The organism is uncultured Odoribacter sp. (assembly GCF_937966165.1).
In the GTDB taxonomy this organism is placed as follows: Bacteria; Bacteroidota; Bacteroidia; order Bacteroidales; family Marinifilaceae; genus Culturomica.
Window position 1 is genome coordinate 413,078 of record NZ_CALCLB010000012.1, and the last position, 18,420, is coordinate 431,497.

12 protein-coding genes and 1 tRNA gene are annotated in these 18,420 nt (G+C 42.2%); 3 read left to right on the forward strand and 10 right to left on the reverse strand.

The genetic code is table 11. From position 1 onward, the window contains the following. The first annotated feature begins 146 nt into the window (after positions 1-146). Together Q0465_RS05435 and Q0465_RS05440 are read left to right on the forward strand one after the other, a co-directional pair. Positions 147-1,649 (forward strand): potassium/proton antiporter, encoded by a 1,503-nt coding sequence (locus Q0465_RS05435; RefSeq protein ID WP_298613817.1) that lies wholly within the window; start codon positions 147-149, stop codon positions 1,647-1,649. Between the two features lie 121 nt (positions 1,650-1,770). Further along, positions 1,771-1,844: transfer RNA gene (locus Q0465_RS05440), tRNA-Pro, on the forward strand. Positions 1,845-2,259: 415 nt separating this feature from the next. Here the strand turns inward: Q0465_RS05440 and Q0465_RS05445 are convergent. From Q0465_RS05445 to Q0465_RS05470, 6 genes are all read right to left on the reverse strand, one after another. Then, positions 2,260-3,444 (reverse strand): C1 family peptidase, encoded by a 1,185-nt coding sequence (locus tag Q0465_RS05445; protein ID WP_298613819.1) that lies wholly within the window; start codon positions 3,442-3,444, stop codon positions 2,260-2,262. Positions 3,445-3,457: 13 nt separating this feature from the next. Further along, positions 3,458-4,909: a RagB/SusD family nutrient uptake outer membrane protein gene (locus Q0465_RS05450; protein WP_298613821.1), complete on the reverse strand. Its 1,452-nt coding sequence runs from the start codon at positions 4,907-4,909 to the stop codon at positions 3,458-3,460. 12 nt (positions 4,910-4,921) lie between these two features. Continuing rightward, positions 4,922-8,386 carry a TonB-dependent receptor gene (locus tag Q0465_RS05455; RefSeq protein WP_298613823.1) on the reverse strand — a complete coding sequence of 1,155 codons (3,465 nt, stop codon included), beginning with the start codon at positions 8,384-8,386 and terminating at the stop codon, positions 4,922-4,924. 249 nt (positions 8,387-8,635) lie between these two features. Beyond that, positions 8,636-10,120 carry a M20/M25/M40 family metallo-hydrolase gene (locus Q0465_RS05460; protein ID WP_298613825.1) on the reverse strand — a complete coding sequence of 495 codons (1,485 nt, stop codon included), beginning with the start codon at positions 10,118-10,120 and terminating at the stop codon, positions 8,636-8,638. A 46-nt stretch (positions 10,121-10,166) separates the two neighbouring features. Continuing rightward, complete coding sequence (locus Q0465_RS05465; protein WP_298613827.1) at positions 10,167-11,384, reverse strand: FecR family protein; 1,218 nt, start codon at positions 11,382-11,384, stop codon at positions 10,167-10,169. After that, positions 11,362-11,940, reverse strand: coding sequence for an RNA polymerase sigma factor (locus Q0465_RS05470; RefSeq protein ID WP_298613828.1), 579 nt, complete (start codon positions 11,938-11,940; stop codon positions 11,362-11,364). Before Q0465_RS05470 ends, Q0465_RS05465 begins: the two co-directional genes overlap by 23 nt. Before the next feature lie 444 nt (positions 11,941-12,384). Between Q0465_RS05470 and Q0465_RS05475 the strand changes: the two genes are divergently transcribed. Beyond that, the gene (locus Q0465_RS05475) at positions 12,385-13,809 is read left to right on the forward strand and encodes a hypothetical protein (RefSeq protein ID WP_298613830.1); all 1,425 of its coding nucleotides are present in this window, start codon (positions 12,385-12,387) and stop codon (positions 13,807-13,809) included. A gap of 16 nt (positions 13,810-13,825) precedes the next feature. Here Q0465_RS05475 and mnmA read toward each other — a convergent pair whose 3' ends face one another. From mnmA to ffh, 4 genes are read right to left on the reverse strand one after another with little or no spacing between them, the layout of a single operon-like run. Continuing rightward, on the reverse strand, positions 13,826-14,863 hold the full coding sequence (gene mnmA / locus Q0465_RS05480; RefSeq protein ID WP_298613832.1) for a tRNA 2-thiouridine(34) synthase MnmA: 1,038 nt from the start codon (positions 14,861-14,863) through the stop codon (positions 13,826-13,828). A gap of 3 nt (positions 14,864-14,866) precedes the next feature. Then, on the reverse strand, positions 14,867-16,099 hold the full coding sequence (locus Q0465_RS05485) for a nucleoside recognition domain-containing protein (RefSeq protein WP_298613834.1): 1,233 nt from the start codon (positions 16,097-16,099) through the stop codon (positions 14,867-14,869). A gap of 47 nt (positions 16,100-16,146) precedes the next feature. Then, positions 16,147-17,019, reverse strand: a complete 873-nt coding sequence (gene folD / locus Q0465_RS05490; RefSeq protein ID WP_298613985.1) for a bifunctional methylenetetrahydrofolate dehydrogenase/methenyltetrahydrofolate cyclohydrolase FolD — start codon at positions 17,017-17,019, stop codon at positions 16,147-16,149. Between the two features lie 57 nt (positions 17,020-17,076). Then, positions 17,077-18,402: a signal recognition particle protein gene (gene ffh / locus Q0465_RS05495; RefSeq protein ID WP_298613835.1), complete on the reverse strand. Its 1,326-nt coding sequence runs from the start codon at positions 18,400-18,402 to the stop codon at positions 17,077-17,079. Between the last annotated feature and the right edge of the window lie 18 nt (positions 18,403-18,420).

Below are 18,420 nucleotides of genomic sequence, written 5' to 3' on the forward strand. Positions count from 1 at the left end.
ATACCATACCTCCTTCTTTTTCTAATTTACAAAGTTAGACATTTCACAAAAATCTCAGCCCTCTTTTTAATTTTTTCTTTTTATTAAAAATAAATGCGGAACTTTCAAAAGACTCATGCGTTTAGTATAATGAAAATGCCAACGATATGATTGTTACTACGGGCAATATTTTACTCATCGGTTCTACCCTTTTATTTGTCAGCCTGATCATCGGAAGAACAGGCTATAAGCTTGGTATACCCGTTCTGTTGCTATTTCTGTTAGTAGGTATGATTTTTGGAAGCGACGGCATTGGTATCCAGTTTCACAATGCCAGTGAAGCCCAATTTATCGGAACGTTATCCCTTTGTATTATTCTGTTTGCCGGCGGTATGGATACAAAGATAAATGATATACGCCCCATTGTTTCCCAAGGAGTGATCCTGGCTACTTTAGGGGTTCTTCTGACAACATTCATTACAGGCTATTTTATTTACTGGCTGATCGGCAATCTTTATCCGGATACAGCTGCCCCTCTGGTAGGCTGCCTTTTACTGGCAGCCGTTATGTCTTCTACCGACTCGGCTTCTGTTTTCAATATCCTCCGGTCCAAAGGCTTAAACCTGAAACAGAATATGCGTCCCTTATTGGAACTCGAAAGCGGTAGTAACGATCCGATGGCCTATATGCTTACGATATTACTGCTTCAAATTATCCAGTCCGGAGACATGAGCTGGGGGCAGATATTACTTTCTTTCTTCATGCAATTCAGTATCGGCATTCTCCTGGGATATGTTTTGGGGCGGGCAGCAGTTTATATTATCAATCATGTATGCCTGATGAACAATTCCCTTTACCAGGTGATTTTACTCACTTTCCTTTTTTTTACTTTTTCTATAACCGATCTCCTGAATGGAAACGGGTACCTGGCAGTCTATCTGGCAGGTTTAGTAATCGGAAATCACCGCATCGTTTACAAAAAAAATATCGCCAACTTTTTTGACGGACTAGCCTGGCTTTTCCAAATCATAATGTTCCTTTCTTTAGGTCTGCTCGTTAATCCCAAGGATCTATGGGGAATATCCCATATCGGATTATTAATCGGTTTATTTCTGATTTTCATTGCCCGGCCATTGGCCGTCTTTCTCTGCCTCCTCCCTTTCCGTAAAATGACTTTAGCCGGTCGTATTTTTGTCTCCTGGATCGGGTTAAGAGGAGCTGTACCCATTATTTTTGCAACCTATCCTCTACTGGCAGATGTTCCGGGAGCTAGTCAGATTTTCAACATAGTCTTTTTTATCACAATACTCTCCTTACTTATACAGGGAACAACAGTTTCCAAGGCTGCCCGGATTCTAGGCCTGGCACACCCGGCCGAAAATAAAACCCAGGAATTTGACATGGAACTTTCTGAAGATATCAAATCCATTGTCGCCGAAGCATCGGTAATGCCCGACTTACTTACAGATGGAGACCGTCTGCAAAACCTGCATTTGCCTAAAAACACGCTCGTCATTATGATTAAACGGTATGACAATTATTTCGTTCCCAACGGCAATACCCGTCTCCTCCCAGGAGATAAGCTTCTTCTGCTCTCCGATAACGAAGAAGAACTCCGCAACACTCTGGCACATCTTGGCATAGAAGAATATACCCTCCGCAGAAACTAAACCGCCTGTTTCTCCCTCACACCCTCTTTCCCGAACGGTTATACATCCGAATTTTTAAATAACATTTTCATCCCACTTCTTGCTCGTTTCAAAATTAACCTATATATTTGCACTGCTTTTTCGGGGCGTAGCTCAGTCCGGTAGAGTACACGTCTGGGGGGCGTGTGGTCGCTGGTTCGAATCCAGTCACCCCGACTAATGGTTAACAAGGAGTTAGGTGTAAAACTTAACTCCTTTTTCTTTCAGGACGGACGCATTCTGCCGTCCGGGGCAAGCATTTCAATTTATAACGGTTTTATTTTCTTCCTCGGATAAGCTCTTTTTAAGGATCGGACAATAAGGGACGGGATTCTTGCTATCCGTTAATATTTTAATTACACCGGCCAGGGAAAAATACCATTCCTCCTCATTTCATTGTTAAGCCCCTGAAACGAAAACAATTTATGGGATTTACTTTTCAGTTCTGAGAATGAAATCTGCAATTGTGAAACTTTACCCAAGCATACATTACAACTTGTATACCTGGGTAAAGTTTCAGCGGTTTCGTTTACAGGAAACAGAAAATCCATCTTTTAGGGATAATGAAACAGGACAAGGTTCTCACCACAAATCATTGTATGCCCAGTTTCTTTTTCAATTCTTTGGATAAGGCATCTTTATGTATCATAACCGATAACGTTTTATAAGCAACATAAGAATAAGAAGCATAAAGATAACCGTCGTATTTATTATATTTTCCCCAGGAATTTTTGACGATAAAATAAGGGGTACCATTCTGGTCCTGAGCTTTTCCGATAATATGCATGCCATGATCGTCGGTAGTTTGATAATTATCAAAAGCCTCCTGCCGCATTTCCTGAGTGATTTTTTTCTCACTACAAGGTTGTTTGGTAAATAGCTGTTGCTGTTCTTCTTTAGGAAGTGACAGCCATCTGGCAATTTCAGCATCCTTCATTTCTTTCGTATCGGAAGTCGGAACCACGGCAATACCGTTTGTAAATCCTTTCTCGGATAAGTCTGCAGCCCAAGCGAAAGTAAACCCTTTGTCAATAGCTTTATCCAAAACGTCCATGAATTCCTCCAGCGGGAGATTATAGGTATTTCCATTCAGCCAATTGTCAGGCACTTCAATAGCGAACGGGGTATAGAACGGATGATGACTGAAAGAAGTCAATTGTATATAGTCTCCCATATTCAATCCCAGCATCTGTGCAAAATTTACCGGAGTATATTCTTTACCTTTGTAAATAAAGGTTTGAGGTAATTTTCCCAGATAAGCATCTAAAATTCCCTGATAACCGGTTTTCCAAGCCGTCGTGATTTTCCGGTTGGGATTTTTGACAAGGACATCGGCATAAGCCTTCAATAAACGATTGAGTTCTGCGTGGACATGGCTGTTTTCCCCATAGTTCAAGCCGGAATAAGATTCCAGGGGAACAATTCCGTAACGGTCTATGGCCCATTGCACGTCATAATGTGCCCCACCGGGGCTGAAATTCATTTCACCATGCAGACGTACGTAACGGCCGGCTTTACCGTTATAGGTATGCCATACAACATACATAGGTGAAAGACTGACAGAGTCTTTTCCCAGACGGGCAATTTCCGACTCGAAAAACGATATGCCGGACCATGCCCAACAAGTACTGCTCCGGTCCTGCGATTTCACAATGGTTGCCGGCATGCGTTTGATATCTGTAAACCGATACCCTTCTTCTTTTTGTTCCTGCGCCTGAATTTGAAACAGAAAAGCGAAAAAACAAACAAATGTCAATATAATATTCTTTTTCATCATACTTTTATAAAAATTAATAACCCGGATTCTGTTGACTTAGGCGGTCGGCCGATGGAAATAACTGCATTTCCGTGTACGAAATGGGCCATATCCGGCGATAATGATCAAACGGGATAACGCCCAGATTATCCTGGTGTTTTTTAGCTAATTTTTCTTCCGGTGTCCTCCAGCGGACCACTTCTTTGCAATTACGCCAAAGATCCCAGGCCCTGTGTCCTTCACAGGCCAGTTCAAGCCGCCTTTCATACAGAATATCGTCCAAAGTCACGCCATTGTCGTATTTCCGGGGATCGACCGTCGTCCGTTTTTCCCGTAAATCGCTGAGGTACTTTCCGGCATTGGAATCGTTACTTTTAAGGGCAGCTTCGGCCGCAATCAGATACATTTCTGAAAGACGGAAAATCTTGGGGCTCGTAATCAGCTCATTTCCGTTCCTACCTTCCCATTTCCAGCGGGCATAGTAATATTGATAAGTTTTAGCATATTCATAAAGGGAAAAACGGACATCCGTCGGCTCCCCTTCCATCAGCTCTTCAAAATCGGCAGTGGTGCCAATTCTCTGATAACGGGTACCTCCGACCAATGTTCCCAAAGAGACCCACTGATTCGGTTCTGTTTCGGATACATTGACCTCAAAAATGGATTCACTGCTAAAGGTATTCACCCATACTGATTTGTATTCTTCTATTTCGTAAAGGGTAAAAACCTTGGAATCGATGATATCTTTAGCTGCTCTCAGCGCTTCCGCCCAATTTTCCATATACAGATAATACCTGGCTTGAAAGGCACGGCCGGCATACCAGTCCAATCTTCCTTTCTGTCTGGTTTTACTCAGATGAGGGACGGATTCTTCCAACTCCGTACCGATATATTCCCATACTTCCCGGGCTGTATTTCTGTAGTTCGGCTGACTAATATCGTCTTTGATGGTTTTCGCGATATAAATACCGAGGGGATCGGCGGTAATGCTACCTTTTCCCCAATTTGAAGGAAGCGGAGCATGCATACGGACCATATCAAAATACATCAATGCACGTATCACGCGGATTTCTGCCAGATATTCCGCTTTTTTCTCCGATTCTTCCAAGGATTCAGCAGATTCAAAAACTTTGATGGAAGCGTAGGCCAGATTGTACAAATTGCTGTATATCATAGTTGTCACTTCGTAAGGTGTGGTGTTGTAGGAATAGTAATCAGATAACCAACCTGTATTGCCTGCCCGAAAATCATCACCCATCAAATCCCCGCTGAACATAAACGTTGCGTCGTAATAATATCCGTATGCCCCGCTGGTCAGTTTCAGGTAATTATAACAACCGTTTGTAAAATTATTAAGATCGTTAATGTCCGAAATAACTTCCGTGTCCGGCAGACTGGTGGAAGGGGATATGTCGAGAAATTTGTCACCACAGGCACAAACACCTGTAAGCAATCCGATTAAAAGTAAATATTTGATCTGTTTCATAACATTTCTCTTTTAAAATTTAATATCAATACCGAATCTCCACGTCCGTAAAGAAGGATAGGAATAACTGTTATAAGAACCGGAATTGTTTACTTCAGGATTCACATAATCGACACCGTAAAAGGTATAAATGTCATTCCCGTTTACATATAACCGAAGTTCCGATAAACCCAACCGCCCGATCCATCTTTTAGGGAAGGTGTACCCCAGGCTTATATTTTTAATTTTCAAATGATTGGAAGAACGCAAACTGCGGGTTGAAGTATAATTAGATTTAAAAGGATCCGTATATATAATAATCGGTGTACCCTTATCCCCCGGTTTTTTCCAGGCATTTTTATAGGCATCAAACCGTACATTTGCACTTCCGAGCGAAGCCCCGTCCCGGACTGTTGCCGTATATTGACTGTCAAACAAAGTACCGCCTATCGTAAAGGTAAGCAGGAATGACAGATCGAAACCTTTATAGGTAAAACGGTTGGTTAATCCGCCAAACCAATCCGGATATCCTTTTTTTACGATTACTTTTTCAACATCGCTCGAAGGATCCTGTGAAATACTGGTAGGGTCAATAACTGTTTTGCCGTCTTCTCCCTTGGTATTTTTATACCACTGGCTACGGCCGGTTTGGGCATCAATACCGGCGTACTCCCTCAGGTAGAAGGAATACAAATGCTCGCCCTGACGGTAAATATAATTTCCACTCTCTTTGTCTTTTTTCATTTTTTCCACTTTAGCCCGCATATAAGAAATATTAAAGTTCGTTTCCCAGCTGAAATCGTCCCGTATAAAATTCCGGGAATCCAGTGTAATTTCCAGACCGGTATTCCGTAGTTCTCCTTCGTTAACAGTCATACTGCTCCAACCGGAGGTGTACGGAGTAGACGCATTATTGATCAGGTCAACAGTATGCTTATTGTAGTATTCAACCGTTCCCCTCAGGCGGTTCTTAAAAAGTGAAAAGTCGATACCGGCATTCCAGGTATAAGAACTTTCCCATGTCAGGTGAGGATTTCCGTAGCTGCTGACCTGATAAGCCGGTTGCGACATATAGGTATTATTAATACTGAAAAGGGAAAGGGATCTGTAATAATTGCCCGGTTGGGTTCCGTTTGTCCCATAGGATAATTTCAGTCTCAGATTATCCAGCCAACTTTGCGCGGACTCCATAAAAGATTCCCTCGTCACATTCCAGGCGGCGGAAACAGACCAAAAATCTCCCCAACGATTGGAAGCTAAAAAACGTGAGGTTCCGTCGCGTCGCCAGCTTCCGCTCAAATAATATTTATTATCATAATTATAATCGAGTTTGGCCGCCCAGGAAATCAGTCTGTCGGAATTGTCATATCCCCCTACCGAATTAGGAAGGGAAGCGTTGCTCATATACAACAACCGGCCGATGGGAAGATTATAGCCGCTTGCGTCCAGAAAGTCGTAAGTCTGGCGTTTGGCTTCGTAAACCCCCGTAGCACTGACATTATGTAATCCGAGAGAGTGGGTCAATGACAATACATTGGAAGAAACGATATTGGTATAAAAGGTACGGGTTTCATTTACCTCTCCGTGATTGGTCGCTCCCTGATTAGAAGTAGGATCCCAGGTTTGCAGATAGCGGGAATAACGGATATCAGCAGCATTCGTCGTAATAAATTTCAACCAACTGGTGATATTTACAGTTACAGACAAATTGGTCGTACTGGAGAACCATTTCGTACGGTCCCGATCTAGTGATATGGTTTCCAAAAAGTTCGGATCAGTCGAGTTAAATCCCGGTGTCTGGTTCAATTGGCCATTCGGTAAATAAATCGGCTGGGTGGGATTCATCGCCCTCAGATTAGAAATAGGATTCCCGACTGTTGCCCCCTGACTGTCTAATTTAGATTCCTGTTCCGTGTAAGCAATAGCTTGGTTTACAGAAAAATTCAACCATTGAGCTACTTTATTATTCAGGGCTAACCTGGCGGTGAAACGCTTGAAATCGCTGCCTTCTGTAATACCGGACTGCCGCAAATAGCCTAAAGAAGTATAAAAGTTGGTTTTTTGAGTGCCTCCTCGGGCAGAGAAATTGATTTTATCTTCAGACCCTTTTTTGAACATAGCCTTATACCAGTCATAATTCCGGGGGGATGTCAGATACTTTTCTAATTGGGCAGCCGTCAGATTTTCATAATCGAAGGTACCGTCCAACGGATCGTCCGGATGTACAATTTTCGCATATTCATGTAAATGCTGAAGGGCATAAACACGGGCATCGTTCTGAAGGGCCAGATACCGGTCTTCTTCAGCCATCCCCGGTAATGCATTTTGTGAATACAGATAATAATTTTTTATACCTTCCATTGCATATTGGGTATATTCACTTCCGTTCATATAATAGCCTTTCAGTTGCCGTTTGATCGCTTCGGAAGAAAAGCCTCTTTCATAGGTCACTTCAAACCGGGTTTTACCTTCCTGTCCTTTCTTTGTGGTAATAATAATCACACCGGCAGAAGCCCGGGAGCCGTACAAAGAAGTTGCAGCAGCATCCTTTAGAACGGTCATTTGCTCGATGTCGTTCGGATTAAGATTATTCAAATCAAAATCCTCACTGAGGGGAATACCGTCTACCACATACAGCGGATTTGTAGATTCGGAAATAGATCCGATACCGCGAATCTGAAGGCCTACCGTTTCTCCCGGTTGTCCGCCTCCCCGGGAAATCCGTACACCGGCCACGTATCCTTTCAATGCTTTTTCCGGAGAAACAGCCCCTGCAGCTTCTTTCATGACCTGATTCCCATTAATACTGACAGCCGATCCGGTAAAAGCTTCTTTTTTCGTCATTCCATAAGCGACGACCATAACTTCTTCCAGATCAGTACTTATCGTTTGTAACTTTACGTTTAATGCCGAACGGTTACCGGGTTTTTCTTCATGAACTTTCATGCCGACAAAAGAGAATTCCAATACAATATGTCCGTTATCTTCATATACTAAAGTATAGTTCCCTTCCACATCTGTTGCGACACCTACGGTTGTCCCTTTTACCCTCACTGCCACTCCGGGAAGCGGGACATTATTCTCGTCCGTGACATTTCCTTTTATCGTCTTTTTATTGTCTTGGGGAGTAACAGCTACCGGCCGGTTATCCCGCCGGATAATAATGACGTTGTCTATAATTTCATAACAAAGCTGTTTATCTTTCAGTAATTGGTCCAGGACTTTTTCTACCGTCTCATTTTCTGCTTTCATGTTTAGCAAACCAATCCCCTGTATATCCAATTCATTGTATACAAAACTCAGATTTGTCTGTTTTTTGATCTCTTCTATGACACTTTTAATGCCTACATTACTCATGTTTAAATTCACCAGATGTCCCTGTAAGAAACTACCAGCCTGCGCCGGTACGGAAGCAAAAATAAAAAGCAGTAATACATACGTTCCTCGTAACGGCCGGAAAATTCCGGAACGTTTTTTCTTCGTGGTCGTTTTTTCCATAACGTTTAAGTTTGTTGTGCCGATTTTTGCCGTGTGGCCAGATACGACAAAAGGTAGCCGGTTTGGTTAAAATTCTAAAAACTGATCGGTTTATTAATAGAACACCTAGAAAAGAAAAAAGTATACATTGAAAATTGTTTTTTTCTGTAAAGGATACAATAACGACCTATTCCAGAATAGACTATTGAGAATATCAGAAAATAAAGATCATACAAAAAAACGACCTGAGTATTTTTCAGGTCGTTTTTTTTATTGAATGGTGGTATCGTTTGTAACTCCCAGGATACCCAAAAAAAGAAACCTGGAGACATCCTCCATAATCTCAGGATCCAGTAGTTCCGGGACATCCCGTAAATCATGATAATACATCGGATTTTTGTACTTTCCGGTTGTTCCGGTATGAAAAGCAGGGACATCAGCCCGGTTAAACGTCGCTCCGTCAGTACGGGCAACAGCCGTAGGGCTCATTTTCCGGTATTCGGAAGTCTTGAGATAACGATGGATATATTTTTCGTTGACTTCCACAAAATGTTTTTCCAGTTGCGGGAAAGATTTAATTCCTCCCATAGAAAAACCGTCACCCCCTCCGACCATATCCAGATTGATCATACACAAAGTCTGGGCAAGGGGATATAAGGGATGAGCAACATAATAAGCAGAGCCTAAAATACCGCATTCTTCGGCCCCAAAGAGGATAAAGACGATCGTTCGTTTGGGAGATATACCGCATGTACCGAAAGCTTTGGCAGTTTCCAGCAGGATAGCAGAACCGGAAGCATTATCCCAGGCACCCCGGAATATTCCTCCGTGATTCCCGAGATGGTCCAGATGGGCTCCGAGAATCAGGGGTTTATCCTTTAACGTTTTATCTGTCCCTTCCAAAACCCCAATGACATTACAAGTCTGACTGTATGGATTATAGTTGGTTTCAGTCTGCATTTCAACTTCGCAGCCGGTATCGAAACTGGCTGGTTTTAACGTGCGGTTGATTTTTTCTTTCAATGTTTTCCGTTCCTGCCCGGAAAATTTTAAAATATCCCCGGCAATCTCTTCGGACACATGACAGAACAGTATCCCCTGATGCCTCACATTGGGGTTGGAGGTCTTTCCAATTAGCAACACTCCGGCAGCTCCATGCTCCAGAGCATTCGTTATCCTGCCCGTCGTACTGATATATTTTTCGTTCCAGATCTGATAATCTTTGTGATTCCGGTCTGTACAAGGAACGCCACCTTCTATCAATACAATTTTACCTCTGGCATCCACCCCTTTATAATCATCATACCCCAGTTCTGTTGCCGTCAAGCCATATCCTGCATATACGACCGGCGCTTTCGTTTTCCCGTTTAAAGAATTTGTTCCCGGAAAATAATCTTCTGCAATCCGGTAACTCTTCCGTCCGTTCCCGGTAATGACCTCCAGTTTTCCGGGACCCGTCATTTCCGTATAATGTATAGGGAAATGTTGAAAATAGCTACCTTGGTCACCCCCTGGTTTTAACCCCCATTCCACGAAACGGTTAGCTGCCCAATGCGCACACGCCATATATTCGGGAGAACCTGCTTGTCTGCCCTGATACGCGGGTTTACACAATTCTTCAACGAATTTATAAATTTCATTACTGGAAATGTTATGGAACATTTCAATCTCCGGGGCATAAGCCGGTTTTTCCTGAGCAAAACCAATAGTATATGCACAGAATAAGAGGACAGAAAAAAAGATATTTTTCAACATGACTTTGGGTATTATAGATTAAAAGTTATGAAAAGAAAAAACGTTGTCAATAGTTTTTAACAACGACGGTCCTGCCATTTATGGAAAAACGGACACACTCTGTTCTTTCCAGTGCGTTCAGTATGGCAGAAAAATCCTTGTGTTTGTCAATATTTAATGAAAAAGGCAGTGCTTTCAAGTTCTCTTTTTCATAAAAAACTTCGAAGTTATACCATTCCTGCAATCGGGTAAGAATGTCATCCAAACGGGCATTGTTGAAAATAAAACGCCCGGATACCCAGCCGATATAATAATCGGCATTGACGGTTTGTACGTCTATACCCCGGCTTTCGAAAGTACATACTGCCTGCTGGGAAGGAGAAAGGACTACTCCCGACTGCTGATTCTTTACATGTACAGCTCCTTCTACCAAAGTCGTAGATACGAACCTTTCAGCCTGATAAGCCCTTACATTAAAAGATGTCCCTAAAACTTTTACCGCAACACCGTTTGCCTTTACAACGAACGGACAGGCAGTGTCCCGCCTGACCTGGAAATAGCCTTCTCCGATAAGTTCAACCTCCCTGATTTTCCCGTTGAACCTGACCGGATAACGTAAACTGGATGAAGTATTCAGGTAGACGACGGTCCCGTCACTAAGCATCAAATGATAATCACTTCCTTTAGGAATCGTCAGGGTATTATAATGAAGCGCCGTATCCGGCGTTTCTATCGGAACATAACATAACGTATCGCCAGTACGCAAAATAGACGAATGTGAAGATTTTATTTTTTCCGTAGCTCCGGTTTCCAGCTGAATAGAACTTCCGTCCGAAAGGGTCAAAACAGGAGCCGTAGCTTTTATTTCTTTTATATCCTGTACGAAAACAGGCACTTCCGGAACAGGCTGTTCCCGTTTTAGTAAAAACAGGCTGAGACATAAAGGCAACAAAAATACTGCAGCATAACGGACAATCCGTTGCCAACGAACCGGTTTCTTATGAAATGTACGCCGGCTGATTTGTTTCCATTCTTTTTGGGCCTCTTGAGGAGATAATATACATTTTTCCCGGTTTTGCGACAGAAAATCTTTGGAAATAAGCCGTTGAAAAATTTCTTCATGCAAAACAGATTCCTGCCTCCAGCGATTTAAAATCTCCAAACCTTCCTCTTCAATTGTTCCAGTGATATATTGAAGCAGCAATTCCTTTATATTTTCGAATTCCCTTTCTTCCATCCGTTCGTATTTTTTCATAAAACACTTAAACCGGGCTTTGGTATACATCGCCGGAGGATTTTTTATCGGAAAATATTAATTTCATTTTATTCCGTAAAAAATGATGGGCCCGGTTTTTATATTTCTTTACAGAATTGACGGATATATGGAACCGCTCTGCAATTTCCGTATGTTTTTTACCTTCTAAACTACAAAGATAAACTTCTTTACAAGCCGGCGGGATCTCTTCAAACACTTGATTGAGAATACCGAAAATTTCAGCTTCCATCATATCTTCCAAAAAAGAATCATACTGTTCTTGCTGAAGGATATGCTGTGTATAACGACTTTTTACTTTTTCGTGACGTAGCTGATTCAGACAAAGACTTTTGGCTGTTTTAAACAAATAGGAACGCAAGGCTTCTTCATTTTTGAACGTAAGACGGGCTTCCCAAAGTTTAACGAAAATTTCCTGAACGGCATCGCTTGCGTTCTCTTTGTCGTCACAATAACGAAAACAGAAGAAACGCAACATCGGATTGTACTTCTCGTATATCTTCCGAAAAGCCTTTTCCTCTCCCAATGCCAATTGTGATAAAATGTCCGTCAAATCCTCTGTTTTCACTTGCTATTCATTATTTAATGCGAAAAATACAAAAAGAAATGAAATTCGGGTTTATTTGTGTAAAATTTAACTTCAACAACTCAAAGTCTGTAAAAAAATAACAAATTGTATTATTACAACGAAATTCTGCCTTATTCTGATCCTTATACAGGCCCTGTTCGCTAAAAATCAATCGGAATAATAAAGGATAAAACACTGTATTTATTATTGAATTCGAGGGGAGGGATCGGACACCTGATTATAAATCGTTTAATTCTCTCTCCATTGAAGTAAAAAATTGATTTGGAATACTTTAATTTCATTAATCAGAAAAGCATTTATGCATCAACAAACTCAAAATAGCTGTTATCCGGACTTATAACTAAAAAAATAGTTAATAAATTTGGTCATTTAGGTAAATATGATTTAATTTGACCGATAAATCGGAATAATAGAAAAAAGGATATGAAACTCATTGGAATAATTTTAGGCCTGCTCAGTAGCCTGAGCGTATTTTGTCAAGAAAATGTTCAACAAAGATTAGAACGTCTTCTGGCAAAAAATCATTACAGGGAAGCTTTAAAATATGCAGATTCTTTACGTAATGCAGGAGAAAACATTCCGGATTTATTGTTTTATGCCGGCAAAGCCAGTGAAGGTGTCATGCGTTATACGGACGCTTGCCGGTATTTTCAGGAATGGCTGGCTCAGGACACAACTAACAGAGAGGCCCGTATTGCATTAGCCAAATCTTATTCTTTAGCAGGACGCATGGAAGAATCGATGAAAGATTTCGAAAAATTAGCTTCAGAGGACACATTAGACCTGAATATTAATTTCCAGTTAGCACGTTTATACCAACAAACCGGTAAATCTTTAAAAGCCATACCTGTCTACACACGACTTTTAAACAGGGATTCCACCAATATTGTTTTATTGAAAAGATTGGGTGATGCCTATGCAGAAACCGGTCTGATCAGAAGTGCTGTAAAATATTATTGTGATGCCTTTCAGTTAGATCCCCGGGAAGGAGGTATTGCAGTAAAAGCTATTAATCTGATGCTGGCAAATAAAGAACAATACGGAGATTTTATTGACTATGCTACGGCTTTGGTCGATACGGCTTTGGTATATAGTCCCGAATCGGCTAATCTGCTACAAACCCGGGGAGTACTGGAGTATGTTGCCAATCGTTTTGTGACTTCAGAAAAAACATTTACAGACTTAATCAATAACGGAGAAAAAGCGAAACTCAATTATAAATTTCAGGGGTTATCCCGTTATCAGCTGGACAAATTTTCAGAAGCACTGCAACCTTTAGCCTTAGCAGATTCCCTCTATCAGGATAAACAAGGAAATCGCACGGATTTGGAAGTAGCGATAAAGTATGGAGAGACCTTGGTACGAATAGGCAATCCTTTGAAGGCATTGGAAGTATTTGAGGAAATAGAGGAACAATTGCAACCTGACAACCGTTTTCTTTCACAATTAGCCGTTATGTGTGGAATGGCCTGCGGTTTTTCCCCGAAAAACCACAGCAAAGCAGTAGATTATTATTGGAAAGCTTACAAACTGAATCCTAAAAATACACAGGCAATTTCCAATTTCGTAAATTATAAATACAGTATTCTGCTGGATGAAACCGAACGGGCAAAAGCGTCTGCAAAAGAAATAAGTACAGCACTTTTTGCTCATATTCTCTTTTTACAGAAAGTAAGGGATTCCGCTCCGGTAAAAAAAGATTCGATGCATGCCGCTTCCCGCGAAATTTTGCAGAAAGAGTTAGAGCAGCTGTTTTTTAAAAATGAAACGAAACTTACCGTTATGGATCCTGACGGGAAAAACTACACTTATTCCGTCGAAGACATTCGGAAGTTAATCCGCTTATGAGGTATACCTCCCTCTTTTAACGGGAAATAATCCCTCCGCCGATAAGCCGTTCCCCGCAGTAGAGAGCTGCCGGCTGTCCGGGAGCAACAGCCCAGGCCGGGGAAGCAAGAGAGATTTTCAAAAGGTCTGCTGATTCTCTCTGAATCCGGATATACCCTTCAGGATTTAGTCCCAATCCGCGCACCTTGATTTCTATATGCTCCTCATACAAATCCGATTCCCGCTGAAAACACAAATGTTCTAACCACAACGTATGAGTAAAGAGTTCGTTTTTTTCAGCAGCCACAATCGTATTGGAAAGTATGTCTATCCGGGCAACATATAAAGGTAAACCCTTTTTTAAAGGCATATCTCTTTTTTGACCAATCGTATAATTTAAGAGGCCTTTATGCCGGCCGATTATTTTACCTGATAAATCCACAATATTTCCTGTTTTCTCAGCCAGCTGAGGAAGCTGCAGCAGAATAAATTCACGGTAATCCCGTCCTTCCAGAAAACAAATACCCATGCTTTCCTTTTTTTTCGCCAAAGAAGGATATCCACACCGCTCGGCCATCGCTTTTACTTCCTTCTTGGTATAATCTCCCAGAGGCGTACAAGCTGCAAAAAGTATTTCCCGGGACAATCCCCACAAAAAATAAGACTGATCTTTTACCGGGTCTACTCCCTTGTAAAGGGAAGGCCCCCCTTCAAAGTCTTTTACTCTCACATAATGTCCCGTAGCCATTTTCTCTATGCCGGCTTCTGTGGCAGCTCTCCTTAATAACGCCCATTTAACAGTATTATTGCATAATGTACAGGGATTGGGAGTACGCCCTGACAGATATTCCGAAATAAAGGTGTCCACTACTTTTTGCCGGAATAATTCTGTCCCGTCGTACTGTAGCAAGGGAATATTCAAATGAGCACACAATTGGGAAAGCCCTGCAGACACTTCTTTCGTCCACAGATTCAAATGCACTCCTACTACCCGGAATCCCTTTTGCTGTAAAAGAAGAGCTGTGACAAAGCTGTCCACTCCCCCGCTTAAACCCACAACAATTTCCGGCCTCATTTGTCAAGTGAAAAATAAATAAGCAATGATAATCGCCGCTATAATACCGGCGGCATCCGCGATTAACCCGCAAGGAACGGCATAGCGGGTATTTTTAATCCCCACAGCCCCAAAATAAACGGCAATGATATAAAAAGTGGTGTCTGTAGCTCCCTGGAAAGTAGAAGCCAGACGCCCGGCAAAAGAATCCGCTCCGTAATGAGTCATGGTATCAATCATCATCCCTCTGGCCCCGCTTCCGCTCAAAGGTTTCATCAAAGCCGTGGGTAATGCCGCCACAAAATCGGAATTAAACCCCATGCCTTCCACCATCCGTTCTATCCCTCCCATCAATACGTCCATCGCTCCGGAAGCCCGGAATACACCAATCGCTACCAAAATAGCAACCAGATAAGGAATGATTTTTATCGCCACGGAGAAACCTTCTTTCGCACCGTCAATAAAAGCATCGTACACATTTATCCGGCGGATGACTGCCATCCCGATAAAAGCAATAATAATAGAAAAAAGAATGGTATTACTAGCCACATTGGAAACCACTGTAATCATTTCTTTATCCAAGGTGGAAAAATACCAGATTATTCCGGCAATCAAAACTGTCCCGCCTACCAGATAAGCCAGAATAACCCTGTTGAACAAATTGATCCGCTGCCAGATAGAAACAGCAATTAAACCTGCCAGGGTAGAAAAATATGTTGCCAGTAATATCGGAATAAATATATCTGCAGGATTGGCCGCCCCTAACTGTGCCCGGTAAACCATGACAGAAACCGGTATAATCGTCAGTCCGGAAGTATTCAGTACCAAAAACATGATTTGAGCATTTGTCGCCCTGTCTTTTTGGGAATTCCCCTCCTGCATCTGTTGCATAGCCTTCAATCCCATAGGAGTTGCAGCATTGTCCAAACCCAGCATATTGGCCGCAATATTCATCATGATAGAACCGTAAGCCGGACTATCCGGAGGAAGTTCCGGAAAAAGCCGCCTGAAAAAAGGATTGATCAAACGGGACATAATCGCAACCGCTCCCCCCCTCTCTCCAATTTTCATCATCCCCATCCAAAAGGTCAATACCCCCGTCAAACCGAGAGAAATCTCGAAACCGGTTCTGGACATATCAAAAGTAGCTTTCATCATAGCTCCGAAAACCTGTGTATCTCCGTCCAATACCAGTTTGAACAATGCCACAATAAAAGCAGCTACAAAGAAAAATATCCAGATGTAATTCAGAACCACATTCTTAGAATTTAGAAAACTACAATTTTACACACCACTGGCTTTGACTATTTTCCTTCACATGCCTTTAATGTATTCTGCAATAAGGCAACAATTGTCATCGGCCCTACTCCCCCCGGCACTGGCGTGATATAAGAACATTTAGGCGCAACCTGCTCAAAATCGACATCTCCGGTCAAGCGGAATCCGGATTTCGTTTGTTCCGAAGGAACACGATGAATTCCGACATCGATCACAACAACCCCTTCCTTTACCATATCAGCTGTTATAAAATGCGGCTTCCCCAAAGCCACAATCAGTATATCCGCCTGCAAGGTAATCTCTTGGATGTTCTGTGTACGGCTATGACAAAGAGTTACCGTACAATCCGCATACTTTTCTTTACGGGACATCAATACAGCCATCGGCGTCCCGACGATATTACTCCGGCCGATTACAACACAATGCTTTCCCCGGGTAGGAATTTCATAACGCCTTAGCAATTCGACAATCCCGGCAGGAGTAGCCGGTAAATAAGCAGGCAGTCCGGTTACCATTTTCCCGACATTACAAGGATGAAATCCATCGACATCCTTATCCGGATCGATGGCTAATACTATTCTTTGCTCAGAAATATGCGCCGGCAAAGGCAACTGGACGATATATCCGTCCACATCCGGATCCGTATTCAGTTTTTCAACAACTTCCAGCAACTGCTCTTCCGTAATTTCAGCCGGATAACGTAATTCGGTACTTTTAAATCCAACCTGCTGACAAGCCTTTACTTTACTGGCAACATACGTCTCACTGGCGGGGTCATTTCCTACTAATACAGCAGCTAAATGAGGAATTTTCCGCCCCTGCCGTTTCAGTTGAGTTACTTTGTCCGCCAGTTCCTGCTTAATCTGTGCCGCTATTTCTTTTCCGTCTATTAATTTCATATTGATCATGCGGAACAACCGCTTTTAAAATTTTTAATTCCCAGGAACGTCCCTTGCCTACCGCTTCATACCCGGCATGCGCCGCATCATCTTTCCGCCACCGGAAAGCATTTTCATCATCTTTTTCGATTCCTCAAATTGTTTTAATAAACGGTTGACATCCTGTACAGTAGTCCCACTTCCCAAAGCAATCCGTTTTCTCCGGGAACCGTTGATTATATCCGGCATTTCCCGCTCTGCCGGAGTCATAGAATGTATAATAGCTTCTACACTCTTAAAAGCATCGTCGTCTATGTCTACATTTTTCAATGCTTTTCCTACGCCCGGAATCATGGAAGCCAGATCTTTAATGTTACCCATCTTTTTGATCTGCTGAATCTGACCGAGAAAATCATTGAAATTAAACTGATTTTTCGATAATTTTTTTTGGAGTTTTTTAGCTTCTTCCGCATCAAACTGTTCCTGAGCTTTCTCTACCAAAGAAACAATGTCCCCCATCCCTAATATACGGTCGGCCATACGTTCCGGATGAAAAGCGTCAATAGCTTCCATCTTTTCACCTGTACCGACAAATTTTATAGGTTTGTTGACCACTGTACGGATAGACAAAGCTGCTCCTCCCCGGGTATCTCCATCCAGTTTTGTCAGGATGACCCCGTCAAAATCCAGACGTTCATTAAATTCTTTGGCTGTATTGACAGCATCCTGCCCCGTCATAGCGTCTACCACAAACAAAGTCTCATTGGGCTCGACCGCTTGCTTGATAGCTGTAATCTCCGCCATCATCTGTTCGTCTATAGCCAGACGACCCGCCGTATCGATAATGACAACGTCATTTCCGTTGGCTTTTGCCTGCCTGATCGCCGCCAGTGCTATTTTTACGGGATCTTTACTGTTTTCATCTGTATAAACAGGAACTTCAATCTGTTCTCCCAAAACACGCAATTGTTCGATAGCCGCCGGACGATACACATCACAAGCCACCAGTAAAGGTTTCTTTCCCCTCTTTGTCTTCAGCATATTCGCCAGCTTTCCGGAAAAAGTCGTTTTACCGGAACCTTGTAAACCAGACATCAAAATAACCGCCGGATTTCCCTTTACGTCGATATCCACGTTTTTACCCCCCATCAATTCAGCCAACTCATCGTGTACAATCTTCACCATCATCTGCCCTGGTTTTACTGCCGTCAGCACATTCATACCCAGTGCTTTCTCTTTTACCCGGTTTGTAAAATCCTTGGCTATTTTATAGTTGACATCCGCATCCAACAAAGAACGCCTTACCTCTTTTAAGGTCTCTGCTACGTTTAACTCCGTTATCTTGCCTTGTCCTTTCAGTATTTTAAACGAACGCTCTAGTTTTTCCGATAAATTTTCAAACATAATTATTCTCAGTTATAA